Source organism: Aeromonas sp. 601027 (genome assembly GCF_049174455.1).
Lineage (GTDB): Bacteria > Pseudomonadota > Gammaproteobacteria > Enterobacterales > Aeromonadaceae > Aeromonas > Aeromonas veronii_A.
The window spans coordinates 1-12,688 of sequence record NZ_JAAKTN010000003.1 but is presented as its reverse complement, the minus strand read 5'-3'; the positions used below and the strand labels follow the sequence as shown (position 1 = coordinate 12,688).

General features: G+C 58.6%; 13 protein-coding genes. 4 read left to right on the top strand and 9 right to left on the bottom strand.

From position 1 onward, the window contains the following. Positions 1–18: 18 nt before the first annotated feature. From G5193_RS05360 to G5193_RS05350, 3 genes are all read right to left on the bottom strand, one after another. On the bottom strand, positions 19–195 hold the full coding sequence (locus G5193_RS05360; RefSeq protein ID WP_005347176.1) for a hypothetical protein: 177 nt from the start codon (positions 193–195) through the stop codon (positions 19–21). Positions 196–474: 279 nt separating this feature from the next. Next, positions 475–924: a C40 family peptidase gene (locus tag G5193_RS05355; protein ID WP_216953259.1), complete on the bottom strand. Its 450-nt coding sequence runs from the start codon at positions 922–924 to the stop codon at positions 475–477. Positions 925–1,117: 193 nt separating this feature from the next. Then, complete coding sequence (locus G5193_RS05350; RefSeq protein WP_216953260.1) at positions 1,118–2,026, bottom strand: hydrogen peroxide-inducible genes activator; 909 nt, start codon at positions 2,024–2,026, stop codon at positions 1,118–1,120. A 146-nt stretch (positions 2,027–2,172) separates the two neighbouring features. On the opposite strand from G5193_RS05350, the gene G5193_RS05345 reads away from it, so the two are divergent. Continuing rightward, positions 2,173–2,775, top strand: a complete 603-nt coding sequence (locus tag G5193_RS05345; protein ID WP_216953261.1) for a peroxiredoxin C — start codon at positions 2,173–2,175, stop codon at positions 2,773–2,775. Between the two features lie 181 nt (positions 2,776–2,956). Here G5193_RS05345 and G5193_RS05340 read toward each other — a convergent pair whose 3' ends face one another. The 6 genes from G5193_RS05340 to G5193_RS05315 form a co-directional block, all read right to left on the bottom strand. Further along, entirely contained in the window at positions 2,957–3,922 is a 966-nt protein-coding gene (locus tag G5193_RS05340; protein WP_216953262.1) for an alpha-L-glutamate ligase-like protein, read from the bottom strand. 3 nt (positions 3,923–3,925) lie between these two features. Continuing rightward, positions 3,926–5,464, bottom strand: a complete 1,539-nt coding sequence (locus G5193_RS05335; protein ID WP_216953263.1) for an inactive transglutaminase family protein — start codon at positions 5,462–5,464, stop codon at positions 3,926–3,928. A 3-nt stretch (positions 5,465–5,467) separates the two neighbouring features. After that, on the bottom strand, positions 5,468–6,256 hold the full coding sequence (locus tag G5193_RS05330; RefSeq protein WP_040067873.1) for an ATP-dependent zinc protease: 789 nt from the start codon (positions 6,254–6,256) through the stop codon (positions 5,468–5,470). A gap of 52 nt (positions 6,257–6,308) precedes the next feature. After that, complete coding sequence (gene cmoB, locus G5193_RS05325; protein WP_421205262.1) at positions 6,309–7,286, bottom strand: tRNA 5-methoxyuridine(34)/uridine 5-oxyacetic acid(34) synthase CmoB; 978 nt, start codon at positions 7,284–7,286, stop codon at positions 6,309–6,311. Beyond that, positions 7,283–8,029: a carboxy-S-adenosyl-L-methionine synthase CmoA gene (gene cmoA / locus G5193_RS05320; RefSeq protein ID WP_421205261.1), complete on the bottom strand. Its 747-nt coding sequence runs from the start codon at positions 8,027–8,029 to the stop codon at positions 7,283–7,285. The genes cmoB and cmoA overlap by 4 nt, the downstream gene beginning before the upstream one ends. 275 nt (positions 8,030–8,304) lie before the next feature. Continuing rightward, positions 8,305–9,153 (bottom strand): DUF72 domain-containing protein, encoded by an 849-nt coding sequence (locus G5193_RS05315; protein ID WP_421205259.1) that lies wholly within the window; start codon positions 9,151–9,153, stop codon positions 8,305–8,307. A 162-nt stretch (positions 9,154–9,315) separates the two neighbouring features. Here G5193_RS05315 and G5193_RS05310 point away from each other — a divergent pair, with 162 nt between their 5' ends. From G5193_RS05310 to G5193_RS05300, 3 genes are all read left to right on the top strand, one after another. Continuing rightward, complete coding sequence (locus G5193_RS05310; RefSeq protein ID WP_005337686.1) at positions 9,316–9,567, top strand: FmdB family zinc ribbon protein; 252 nt, start codon at positions 9,316–9,318, stop codon at positions 9,565–9,567. Between the two features lie 32 nt (positions 9,568–9,599). Beyond that, positions 9,600–11,366: an aspartate--tRNA ligase gene (aspS, locus tag G5193_RS05305; protein ID WP_005337684.1), complete on the top strand. Its 1,767-nt coding sequence runs from the start codon at positions 9,600–9,602 to the stop codon at positions 11,364–11,366. 102 nt (positions 11,367–11,468) lie between these two features. Next, positions 11,469–12,209: a YebC/PmpR family DNA-binding transcriptional regulator gene (locus G5193_RS05300; RefSeq protein ID WP_005337681.1), complete on the top strand. Its 741-nt coding sequence runs from the start codon at positions 11,469–11,471 to the stop codon at positions 12,207–12,209. Positions 12,210–12,688 lie beyond the last annotated feature (479 nt).

Genomic DNA, 12,688 nt, shown 5'->3' with positions numbered 1-12,688 from the left:
GCAAGGTGACGGTCGGGATCAGGTGGTCTTTTCCAGATGGTTCTGGTAAATCTGCTGCCACTTGTCCAGTTCGGTTTCATCTCCCTGTTGTTGCCAGAACTCGCAGATGGAACTCGCCATCTCGCATGCCATGGCGTGGTCGCCGTCACGGCGACTCATCAGGTATTGCCCCAGCCAGTTTTGATACTGTTTCATTGGATGATCTCCTTATCTATTTAACCCTTGATACTGCTGCTGTGAGCCACCCGTCCGGCAGTGCTGTCACAGCCACTTTCGCTGCTTCGCTTATTGTCAATCAGGACAGATAGCGTATGAGAAAAGCGCGAAAGTGCTAAAAATTGGCCACCACCTTATCACAAAATGGTATGAAAGGCAGGTTTTGGGGCCAATTGAGTTTTCAGTGCAGGGGATTATCTCGACCTGGCGACCGGGATTGACGGAGTCCAGCAGTATAACGGGCAGGTGTTTGAACCTTTACTGGGTTACCCGACGGGCTTGCCAATAGCGGCTGTTCCAGTAGACATTGTCGAGTCTCGAACGGATTACACCCTTGCTCGTGGAGGCGTGGATAAACTCGCCGGCACCGGTATAGACCCCCACATGGTACTGCTGCCAGCCGGTTTTGAAGAAGACCAGATCCCCGTGTTGCAGCCGGTAGCGATCCACCGGTTTGCCGATACTGGCCTGGGATTCGGTGGTTCTTGGCAAGTTGACTCCCAGCACCTGATTGTAGGCGAGCTGGGTGAAGGCGGAGCAGTCGAGTCCGGCGCGGTTGGTGCCGCCCATCCGGTAGGGGACGCCACGCCACTGCTGGTAGAAACCGTCAAAGGCACTGCTCTGCTGGCGGGGCGGCGGTGGCTCTGGCGTGCTGGAGCAGGCGGCCAGCAGCAGGGTCAGCAGGGATAGCATCAGCTTGCGGTACATCGGAGAGCTCTCCACAACGGGGTCTACCAATAGATACGTCTGTTAACCGCCACCCCGGACAGAATATGGTGACGGCCGCCAGTGGCGTGACAACTTTTCCATCATAAACAGGGATCTGGCTTGATACCTAGTCCCGAAAGGAGAAAATGCGGCAAGTGAGCGAAAAACGCCAGCCTGCGGCTGGCATTCGGGGTCAGTGGGCGGGATTGATCAGTGGGGTAAGCAATTCGGCCAGCTTATAGAAGGTTTGCACCCGGGTGGTACTGGGACGCCAAACCATGCCGATCTCGCGATAGGATTTTTCCCCCGGCAGGGGAATGGCGACCAGATCCGAATTGGCAAGAATGCCGGCGTCGATGGCCATCTGAGGCAGGAAGGTAGTGCCAAGTCCCGCCTCGACCATCTGCACCAGAGTGTGCAGGCTGGTGGCGGCAAAGGGATTGATCTTGCTCTTGTCCCGCAGACGGCAAGCGCTCACTGCGTGCTCGGTGAGGCAGTGCTCCCGCTCCAGCAGGAAGATGCTTTGGTTTGGCAGCTCCTTGTAGTCGAACGGGGTGTGCAGACCGGCCGCCATGCTGGCGGGCATCACCATGTGGAACGGATCCTGGCCGACGGTCTTGCAGTGAAAACCACCGATCTCGATGGGGAGAGCGAGGATCAGCAAGTCGAGCTGACCTTGTTCCAGCTGCTTGAGCAGATTGCTGGTGGTGTCTTCCCGCAGTAACAATTCGAGGTCAGGATAGGTTTTGCTGCATACTTTCAGCAGTTTGCTGAGCAGGAAGGGGGCGATGGTGGGAATACAGCCCAGACGCACGGTCCCCTGCATCACACCACCCTGGTGTTGACCTAGTTCCATCAGATCTCGCGCATCGGAGAGCAAATTGCGAGCGCGCTCGACGATTTCCATGCCGACCGGGGTCATAATGAAGCTCTTGTGGTCCCGCTCCACCAGTTGCAGGTTCATCATCTCTTCCAGCGTCTGGATCCCGGTACTCAGGGTCGACTGGCTGACATGACAGGCCTTGGCGGCGCGGTTGAAGTTCTTGTGCTCGTCGAGAGCGACCAGATATTGCAGCTGTTTGAGGCTGGGCCAACGTTGCATAGGAAAATCCGATTAATGCTATCTATTTAATTTGATTTAACTAATCTACCACCGGGTCTATAGTTTGTCGCTTGAATTAGACGGACTAGGCTCTTGGTAGCCCAATCCTGACTGGATTGTTCACTTCACTTAAAGAGGAATTGAATATGGTATTGGTAGGCCGTCCCGCACCCGATTTTACCGCCGCAGCCGTTCTGGGTAATGGCGAGATCGTTGATTCGTTCACCCTCTCATCCCACATCAAAGGCAAGGCAGCCGTCCTGTTCTTCTATCCGCTCGACTTCACCTTCGTCTGCCCGTCCGAGCTGATTGCCTTCGATCACCGTCTGGAAGAGTTCAACAAGCGTGGCGTGGAAGTGATCGGTGTTTCCATCGATTCCGAGTTCTCTCACAACGCCTGGCGCAACACCAAGATCGAAGACGGCGGCATCGGCCCAGTCAAGTACCCCTTGGTTGCCGACATCAAGCACGAGATCTGCAAAGCCTATGATGTCGAGCACCCGGAAGCCGGTGTGGCGTTCCGTGGCTCCTTCCTGATCGACAAAAACGGTGTTGTTCGTCACCAGGTAGTCAACGATCTGCCGCTGGGTCGCAACATCGACGAGATGCTGCGCATGGTGGATGCCCTGCAGTTCCACGAAGAGCACGGCGAAGTGTGCCCGGCTCAGTGGGAGAAAGGCAAGAAAGGCATGACCGCCTCCCCGGATGGCGTTGCCAAGTATCTGTCCGAGAACGCCGCTTCCCTGTAATCGGGTCTGCGTGCCGGATAGTGAAAAACCGATGCCCAGGCATCGGTTTTTTTATGGCCGTTGTTTGGCTGTCTGGTTCTGTCCCATTGCTCGGCAGGATTGTCGTTGCCGGCAGCGCGCCGATAAACGGCAGTCATAAAAAAGCGCGCCCTTTGGCGCGCTTTTGACATGGGGGGCGGGACTACTCGTCAAAGATACCGAAGTGTTCTTTGGCAAAGTTGACCCGCTGCGCCACGCTCATCTTGACCTGTCCCAGCTTCTCGATGGTCTTGAGGTTGGGCACCAGGCCACGACCGTTGGCGATTTGAATGGCCAGACCCGGGCGGGCGTTGAGCTCCAGCAGCATGGGGCCGCGGAACTTGTCCAGCACCATATCGGTACCGATATAGCCCAGACCAGACATCTCGTAACAGGAGGCGGCCAGGGTGAGCAGGGTATCCCAGTGGGGTACCTTGAGCTCATAGAGGTCGAGGCCGGTATCCGGATGGTGGCGCAGCGGATTGCCAAACTGCACCGCCCGCAGCGCGCGGCCGGTACGCAGGCACAGACCCACCCCAACGGCGCCCTGGTGCAGGTTCGCCTTGCCATCGGAGGCCGAGGTGGAGAGGCGCATCATCGCCATCACCGGGAAGCCTTTGAAGATGATCACCCGGGCATCGGGCACCCCTTCGAACGAGTAGCCGTCGAATACGTCATCGAAGTTGATAAGGCCTTCGACCAGCGCTACGTCTGGCTTGCCACCAAGCGAATAGAGCCCCGCCAGAATGTTGGAGACATGGCGCTCCAGATCCTGGCCGTTGCAGGCGCTGCCGTTGGGTTTGTAGAAGAGACCATCTTCCTGACGGAGGATCACCAGGATCCCCTTGCCGCCAGAGCCACGGGCCGGCTTGATGCAGAAGCCCGGCCAATCTTTTACCAGCTCGGTGATGCGACCTACATCGTGCTGGGCACGGATGGTGCCGATCAGCTCAGGCACCGTCACGCCTGCATCCAGCGCAATTTGCTTGGTCTGCAGCTTGTCATCCACCAGCGGATAGAGGCTGCGCGGATTGTAGCGGCTGATGTAGGAGTGGTTGCGCTTGTTCATACCGAGGATGCCTGCCTGCGACAGGCTCCACGGAGTAGTGTACTTTTCCCAGAACCACATCTGTTACTTGTCCTTACCCGGGGTGGCGCCAGACTTGATCTCGTCCACCAGCGGCTTGAAGCGCTTCAGCTCGCTCAGCTTGTAGCCGGTGTAGTTACCCATCAACAACACGGTCGCCATCAGTACCAGCTGCAGGCCGAGGAAGTTGAAGGTGAGGTGACGGATCAGTTCGTTGTCCATGGCCAGATAGGCGATGATGGCCACCAGCAGGGAGCCACCGCCCTGACGGAACACCTCTTTCGGGCCCTCTTCTTCCCACAGGATGGACATCCGCTCGATGGTCCAGGAGAGGATGATCATCGGGAAGAAGGTGATCTTCATACCGTCGGTCAGCCCCAGCTTGAAGGCAAAGGCAGAGAAGATACCGATCATCGAGATCACCATGATGATGATGGCCGATATTCGGGCGACCAGCAGCAGGTTGAGCCGTGACAGATAGGAGCGGATCACCAGACCTGTGCCGACGATCAGCAGGAAGCCCACCAGACCGGTGATCAGCTGGGTCTGGATAAAGGCGACGGCGATCAGCACCGGCATAAAGGTACCGGAGGTCTTGATGCCGACAATCACGCGCAAGAACACCACCATCAGCACGCCGATCGGGATCAGCAGCAAGCCCTTGAACAGGGTCTGCTCTTCCAGCGGCAGGCTGTGGATAGAGAAGTTCATCATCTCTGATTTTTCAAACTTCTGGGCCAGCGCCACGCTGACCGGCTGCTCCTGCTCGATCATCGAGAAGCTGACACGGGAGTTGTGACCACCGGTCACATCCAGCAGGGCGCCGGAGTTGTACTCCCACAGCAGCAGGTTGGCCGGACGGCCCTGTTCACCGGTTTGCGGGTTGAACAGCTTGTAGTCGGTCGGGCTGTTGAATACCTGCAGGTAATCCACCAGCTCCTGACGACGGCGGCCATCTTCCAGATTCAGAGCATGCACCACGCGGGTGGGGACGTCAGCATTGTTGAGCAGCTCGGCGATCAGGTTGGCACGGCTCTTGTGCTTTTTCAGCAGCTCGGCGTTCTGCTCCTGCTTCTCGATCTCCTTGATGATCTCGCGAGTCAGGGTGTAGCCGTCGGCGGAGCGCTCCTGGGCACGTTCCAGGATCTGCTTCATGGCGGTGGCGTAGGGCTCGCTCTCGATCTGCTTCTCGATGGCAGGCGGCTGCGGATTGGCGGCCGGTTTGGCATGGGCATCTGCCATCATGTCGACGCGGTAGTAGAGCTCCTGACGGCCGGAGGCGGTGCGGATGGACCACTCGGCGCGGGCATCGCCATCTTTCTCGACAAAGGAGAGGCCGTAGCCGGGGCTGGCGGCGTTCTCGTTCATCAGGGTGAAACCGGGCTGGGTGCCCGGAATGGCCAGGGAGGCGATCACCGGCTCACCGGTCGCCTCAAACTCCAGCTTGGCTTCGATGGACCAGATCTGGCGCTTTTCACCGGGCGTCAGCGGCACATCCAACGCGATATGGTGATAGATCGTCATCCCCAGGCCGACAATGTACAGCAGGGCTACCAGCAAATAGAACGGCTTACGGGAAACCATGGATTATTTCACATCCTTGAGCTTGGGTTTGGGTTGGATATATTCGCGGGCCACATCAACCACGGCGATGTCTTTCAAAAATTCGCGACCCAGCAGCACCGGGAAGGTCATGTCGCTGCGGTCCTTCAGGGTAAATTCGGCTTTCTCGGTCATGTCGCCAATCCGTACCGCCAGACGGACCACCGGACGGCGGTCGAGATCGTCGGCAGAGGCCTGACGCACCCGCACATGGCGTACCAGCGGCGCTTCGATCTGGATCTTGTCATCCACATCCTGATGACTCAGGAAGAAGCGCACCCAGTTTTTGCCATTGCGTTCGAAAATGGTGATCTCCTGGGCACTGATGGAGGAGGTGGTCGCACCGGTATCGACCCGCGCCTGGAAGGCGTCGTTGGCGGCATCAACCCAGATCCACTCCGCTTCACCGACCATCAGCTTGCCATCGATGGTGTGGCCCTGATTGGGGGCCGGGCACTTCTCGGTGGGGATGGCCATCGGCTTGGGCGGCTCGGAGGGGAGGGTGGCGAGCTTGTGGTCTACTTGCTTGACGGACTCTTTCATATTGGTGACATCTGTGTTGAGCTGAACCAGCAGGTGCTGTTGCTGCACATACTGCTTCTGTTGCTGTTCCATGGATGTTTGCAGGCGCTGCTCGCTCTGGCTCAGCTCGCTACGAAGCTCGGCCAGCGTCAGAGCAGGGACCTGAGGCGCTTTTTCCATATTGACACACCCGCCGAGACTGAGCAGGGAGAGCAGGGTCATTCCTTTTAATTTGCTTTTCATGTCATTCATTTAACTGTGCTTCCTGGAATTGGGTCAGTGTAACTTCCTGAATCGCCATCGGCTAGTCTTTGGCCTTGCGGGCAATCAGTACGGCACGTTTCGGCGCCGGGTGTCCTTCTACCGTGAGTGCCGGATTGTCTGGATCCAGATAGTCACTCAGGGATTCATTAATCATCCAGTCGGTACGACGCTGTTCGTCGGTGCTGGTCATATTCTCGTCTACTATCCGCACGTCGGTGAAGCCGCAGCGCTCGACCCACAGCTTGAGGGCGCGGCTTGAGGGAATAAACCAGACGTTGCGCATCTTGCCGTAACGATCGGTGGGTATCAGCACGTCGTTGACCCCGCCATCAATCACTAGCGTCTCCAGCACCAGCTCGCCATCATCTTTCAATTGATTGCGCAGCTGCTCGATGTGCTCGATGGGGGATTTGCGGTGATAGAGCACCCCCATGGAGAAGACGGTGTCAAAGGCACGCAGCTCCGGCAGCTCCTGAATACCGAGCGGCAACAGGTGGGCGCGCTGATCATTGCCCGCGAAGTGGCGAATGGCCTCGAACTGGCAGAGGAACAGCGGGCTAGGGTCGATGCCGACCGCCAGCTTGGCCCCTTCACCCACCATGCGCCAGAGGTGGTAACCGCTGCCGCAACCCACATCCAGCACGTAACGCCCTTCGAGCGGGCTGATATGGGGCAGCACCCGATCCCACTTCCAGTCCGAGCGCCACTCGGTGTCGATATGGATACCGTGCACCGTGAACGGCCCCTTGCGCCAGGGCATGAAGTGGCGCAGCAGGCTCTCGACCTTCTTGCGTTCACCTTCGCCAAGGCTCTCGGCCGAGCCAATCTCGACCCGGCTTTTCAGCTCGATGTTGCCGGGGGAGACCACCGGTAGCTTGTTGAGGGCGCGGTTCCAGCGCGGCAGGTCGCCATGCTGGTTGTCATGTTGCCAGGCGTGCAGCTGGGCGGGCAGGGTATGCAGCCAGTGGCTCAGCCGGTTTTTGGCAATCAGTTGATAGAAATTGGCAAAGTCGATCATGGCTGGGCGTCGCTGGATTTGATGGCAATCATGGAGCCGAAGTTAAAGCACTGGAACCAGAGATCCTGATGGACGAAACCGGCATCCCGCAGGCGTGCCTGATGCACCGGCAGGCTGTCGGTGCGCATCACGTTCTCAAGGGCGGTGCGTTTCTGGCTGATCTCCAGCTCGCTGTAGCCATTGGCACGCTTGAAGTCGAGGTGCAGATCGATGAGCAGCTCGTTGACCGGTTCATCTTCGAAGCGGAACTTTTCGCTCAGGATCAGGATCCCGCCCGGGCACAGCCCATCGTGAATGCGCTGGATCAGGGCGGCCCGTTTCTCTGGCTCGACAAATTGCAGGGTGAAATTGAGCACCACCACGGAGGCGTTCTCGATCTCGATGTCGCAGATATCCGCCTCTACCAGCTCCACCGGCACCTCGGATTTGAAACCGGAGAGGTGGGCGCGGGCACGCTCAATCATCGGATGGGAGAGATCCACCGCGGTGATGCGGCAGCCGGGCTGGCTGACATGGCGACGCATCGCCTGGGTCGCGGCGCCCAGTGAGCAGCCGAGATCATAGAGTCGGCTCTCGGGTTGGGCGTAGCGGGCGGCCATCATGCCGATGGCAGAGATGATGTTGCTGTAACCCGGCACCGAGCGCTGGATCATATCGGGAAAAACGTCGACGACCTGTTCGTCAAAACAGAAGTCTCCCAATCGGGCGATCGGGGCGGCAAAAATTTGATCTTTGGTATGCATGCTGGCGCAACCTGACAGTCGGGACATCACCCGGCTGTATTGTTCAATTGAGTCGTTGGGTGACACCCATCAGAGTAGATTTATCACCTGTTTACGAACGGGGTGGCTGGTCGTGAAATCCTTTGGACCTGTCCTGTTCGTACGGGCCATGTTCCGGACCCTTACTTGGGGCGGTAGTGTAGAGGATTGATGGCCGTTTGTCTTGACGCCAGGGCTTGCCACGCCACAAAAAAGCACTTTTTTTGCAGCGAAACGATGGCCGCAGAATGGGTTGGCTAAAAGCGCAGCACTCCCTGCCGTGCGCGATCGTTTTCCCCCGGCCAGGGGGCCATCTCCTGCTCCAGCAAGCGGGTGATCTGGCGGGCCAGCTCAGGTGCCTGGGCGTTGTCGGCAGTATGTATATAGAGGTAGAGATCCTTGCCCTCGGAAAGCCACTGGCGCCAGTGGGGGAGCCAGCTGGGCAGGAAGGGGTGATTGGCCGCCGGATCCGGCAGGCCGATAAAGCGCACCATGGGGGCGTTGGCGGTGGCCAGCAGATGTACCGGCAGGCGTGGCTTCTTGCCTTGGGCATCGACAAGGGCTGGCGTGGTTGCTGGCACCGAGAAGAGTGGCCGGCTGTCGAGCATCACCCGGTTCACTCCCTGTTCCATCAGCAGCCGGTTCAAGGCCCGCTCGGCCTCCCCCTTGGCGAAAAAGTCGGGGTGACGCACCTCGAGGGCGTAGCAAAACGCCCGTGGCAGCCGCTCGATAAAGGCCGCCAGTCTGGCCAGCCCCTCTGGCCCGAAACGGGCGGGCAGCTGCAGGGTGAGCAGCCCCAGCTTGTCGTGCAGCGGGGCGAGCAGGCGAATAAAGTCGGCAACCTGTTTGTCTGCGCTCACCAGATCGCTCTGGTGGCTGATGGTTTGCGGAAACTTGAAGTTGAAACGAAAGTGATCGGGCACCGCATCGGCCCAGCGCTGTACCGTATCGGGGGTCGGCAGGGCGTAGAAGGTGGTATTGCCCTCCACCGAATTGAACACGGTGGCGTAGTGGGCGAGGTGTTCGGCAGGCTTGGCGCCAAGGCCCAGCAACTGGCCGGGCCAGCTGGGGTGGGACCACTGTGGCAGGCCCAAATAGAGGCTCATGATGGTTATTCTCTTCGCTCTTGGTGCATTCGTGCCGATTTTTTGCCCGCTTTTTGCCATCGAGTGCAAAAAACTGGCGAAAGGAGGCTGCTGGCCATTTTACCCAAAAGGGGGTTTTCCTCTATAATGCCAGCCCTTTTGTTTTTCAATTTCTTGTGACCCATGCCTATCTACGAATATCGTTGCGACGTCTGTGGCCATGAATTGGCAAAACTGCAAAAGCTTTCCGATGCCCCCCTGACCGACTGTCCGGCCTGTAGCAAGCCGAATCTGGTCAAGCTGATATCGGCGGCAGGCTTCCGGCTCAAGGGAACCGGATGGTACGAGACTGATTTCAAACCGGGTAAGAAAAAGAATCTGGCCAGCTGTGAGACAGACGGTGCTTGCCAGTCGTGCCCGGCGGCCCAAGGTTAACCGTCTCTCTACAATTTCGAAGGAAGAAGTCCATGCGCTCTATCTATTGCGGACAGGTCAATGAGGCCCATGCTGGGCAGACCATTACATTGTGCGGTTGGGTTCATCGTCGTCGTGATCTCGGCGGTCTGATCTTTATCGATATGCGCGACCGGGAAGGGATCGTTCAGGTGTTCTTCGATCCGGACAAGCCGGATGCGTTCGCCCTGGCCTCCGAGCTGCGCGGCGAGTTCTGCATCCAGGTGACCGGCGTGGTGCGCACCCGTCCCGAGTCCCAGCGCAACAGCGATATGGCCACTGGCGCCATCGAAGTGTTCGCCCACGAGCTCAACATCATCAACCGTGCCGAGCCGCTGCCGCTGGACTTCAATCAGGTCAACAGCGAAGAGATCAGCCTCAAGTATCGCTACCTGGATCTGCGTCGTCCCGAGATGGCCAAGTACCTGAAGACCCGTGCCAAGGCCAGCGCCTTCGTACGCCGCTTCATGGACGAGCACGGCTTCCTCGATATCGAGACCCCGATGCTGACCAAGGCCACCCCGGAAGGTGCCCGTGACTATCTGGTGCCGAGCCGCGTGCACAAGGGCAAGTTCTACGCTCTGCCGCAATCACCCCAGCTGTTCAAGCAGTTGCTGATGATGTCCGGCTTCGATCGCTACTACCAGATCGTCAAGTGCTTCCGTGACGAAGACCTGCGTGCCGACCGCCAGCCGGAATTCACCCAGATCGACGTGGAGACCTCCTTCATGACCGCGCCGCAGGTGCGTGAAGTGATGGAAGAGATGATCCGCAAACTGTGGCTGCACATCCTGAACGTGGATCTGGGCGACTTCCCGATCATGACCTTTGACGAAGCCATGCGTCGCTACGGCTCCGACAAGCCGGACCTGCGTCTGCCAATGGAGCTGGTTGATGTGGCTGATCTGCTGACTGCTGTCGAGTTCGCCGTGTTCGCGGGCCCCGCCAACGATCCGAAAGGCCGTGTGGCTGCCCTGAAAGTCCCGGGCGGTGCCGAGCTCTCTCGCAAGCAGATCGACGAATACACCAAGTTTGTCGGCATCTACGGTGCCAAGGGCCTGGCCTGGATGAAGGTCAACGAAGCCGCCAATGGTATCGAAGGCGTGCAGTCTCCGGTTGCCAAGTTCCTCTCTGACGCCATCGTGCGCGAGATCCTGGCTCGTACCGGCGCTGCCGACGGCGACATCATCTTCTTTGGCGCTGACAGCAAGAAAGTGGTCTGCGATGCCATGGGCGCCCTGCGTCTGAAAGTGGGTCGCGATCTGGGCCTGCTGGAGAACAGCTGGAAACCGCTGTGGGTCATCGACTTCCCGATGTTCGAGGAAGATGGTGAAGGTGGTCTGGCCGCCATGCACCACCCGTTCACCGCGCCGAGCAACATGAGCCCGGCCGAGCTGAAAGCCAACCCGGTGGGTGCTTACGCCAACGCCTACGACATGGTGATCAACGGCTACGAAGTGGGTGGCGGCTCTGTCCGTATCCACAACAGCGAGATGCAATCCACCGTGTTCGATATCCTGGGTATCACCCCGGCCGAGCAGCGCCTGAAGTTCGGCTTCCTGCTGGATGCCCTGAAGTACGGCACCCCGCCGCACGCCGGTCTGGCCTTCGGTCTGGACCGTCTCAGCATGCTGCTGACCGGCACCGAAAACATTCGGGACGTCATCGCCTTCCCGAAAACGACCGCGGCCGCCTGTCTGATGACAGACGCCCCCAGCCTTGCCAACGCCGCCCAACTGGGTGAGCTGGCGATTGCAACCACCGTCAAGGGCGACGAGTAAGCCGATACCGGCACCGGAGGCCGCCGCCGTGCGGCCTCTGTGTTTCCCTTGGGTTAGTCATGATCAGTGTTACTGACATTTAAAAAATAACGGAGAGTCTCTATGGCAGGTCACAGTAAATGGGCCAACATCAAACACCGCAAGGCCGCTCAGGACGCCAAGCGTGGCAAGATCTTCACCAAGTTGATCCGCGAAATCACTACCTCCGCGCGTCTGGGTGATGCCGATCCGGCCAACAACCCGCGTCTGCGTGCTGCGGTGACTGCCGCCCTGACCAACAACATGACCCGCGACACCATCAACCGTGCCATTCAGCGTGGCGCTGGTGGTGGCGATGGTGAACAGCTCGAGACCATCGTTTACGAAGGTTACGGCCCGGCTGGCTCTGCCGTGATGGTAGAGTGCCTGACCGATAACCGTAACCGTACCGTAGCCGAAGTGCGCCACGCCTTCAGCAAGTGCGGTGGCAACCTGGGTACCGACGGCTCCGTCGCCTATCTGTTCAGCAAGAAAGGTCTGCTGACCTTCGTGGGCGTAGACGAAGATGCCCTGATGGATGCTGCGCTGGAAGCGGGCGCCGATGACGTGGTCACTGAAGAGGATGGCACCATCGAGGTGTACACCACCCCGAACGACTTCGGTACCGTGCTGGACGGTCTGGAAGCTGCCGGCTTCAAGGCCCAGAGCGCCGAAGTGACCATGATCCCCTCCACCGAAGCTGAGCTGGATGCCGAGACCGCGCCCAAGCTGATGCGTCTGATCGATATGCTGGAAGATCTGGACGACGTACAAGAGGTGTATCACAACGGCTCCATCTCCGATGAAGTCGCTGCGACCCTCTGATCGCTGAATCGTGCTCTCCCGATGGCAGCCTGATGGCTGCCATTTTTTTATCTTTGCATCCTGGCAACTGCTGATGTGTCGGTTGAGCAATCGGCGCAACAATTCTCTTCACTGACAATCTTTCCCGTTTTCTCTGCGAATTATCATTGCTCTGTCTCTGCCAGTTGGTTGGCCCTGTACGTATGCCAGTCGCAGTTCTGCTGCATTGCGTTAGCGAGGCTCCGCTTATCCTGTTTATCACACCTTTAGCTCTTGAGATGGCGTTGACTGCTCACATCTGCCCGTCAGGGTAATTCGTTGCGGGTAGGGGAGAGGAGGTGATGGGGCGTGCTCTTGTTATCACAGGTGCCCATCAATACAGAGTCACAGGTTGGGATGTCGATAACGGATTGGCTGGGGCGAGTTGGTTGGTTGGTTGGTTGGTTGGTTGGTTGGTTGGTTGGTTGGTTGGTTGGTTGGTTGGTTGGTTGGTTGGTTGG

Bases quoted from the DNA above. Each gene is read 5' to 3' on its own strand.
- G5193_RS05360 (WP_005347176.1), bottom strand. From the start codon at position 195: ATGAAACAGTATCAAAACTGGCTGGGGCAATACCTGATGAGTCGCCGT.
- G5193_RS05310 (WP_005337686.1), top strand. From the start codon at position 9,316: ATGCCTATCTACGAATATCGTTGCGACGTCTGTGGCCATGAATTGGCA.
- cmoA (WP_421205261.1), bottom strand. From the start codon at position 8,029: ATGCATACCAAAGATCAAATTTTTGCCGCCCCGATCGCCCGATTGGGA.
- G5193_RS05340 (WP_216953262.1), bottom strand. From the start codon at position 3,922: ATGTGGTTCTGGGAAAAGTACACTACTCCGTGGAGCCTGTCGCAGGCA.
- aspS (WP_005337684.1), top strand. From the start codon at position 9,600: ATGCGCTCTATCTATTGCGGACAGGTCAATGAGGCCCATGCTGGGCAG.
- G5193_RS05300 (WP_005337681.1), top strand. From the start codon at position 11,469: ATGGCAGGTCACAGTAAATGGGCCAACATCAAACACCGCAAGGCCGCT.
- G5193_RS05330 (WP_040067873.1), bottom strand. From the start codon at position 6,256: ATGAATGACATGAAAAGCAAATTAAAAGGAATGACCCTGCTCTCCCTG.
- G5193_RS05355 (WP_216953259.1), bottom strand. From the start codon at position 924: ATGTACCGCAAGCTGATGCTATCCCTGCTGACCCTGCTGCTGGCCGCC.
- G5193_RS05315 (WP_421205259.1), bottom strand. From the start codon at position 9,153: ATGAGCCTCTATTTGGGCCTGCCACAGTGGTCCCACCCCAGCTGGCCC.
- G5193_RS05345 (WP_216953261.1), top strand. From the start codon at position 2,173: ATGGTATTGGTAGGCCGTCCCGCACCCGATTTTACCGCCGCAGCCGTT.
- G5193_RS05335 (WP_216953263.1), bottom strand. From the start codon at position 5,464: ATGGTTTCCCGTAAGCCGTTCTATTTGCTGGTAGCCCTGCTGTACATT.
- cmoB (WP_421205262.1), bottom strand. From the start codon at position 7,286: ATGATCGACTTTGCCAATTTCTATCAACTGATTGCCAAAAACCGGCTG.
- G5193_RS05350 (WP_216953260.1), bottom strand. From the start codon at position 2,026: ATGCAACGTTGGCCCAGCCTCAAACAGCTGCAATATCTGGTCGCTCTC.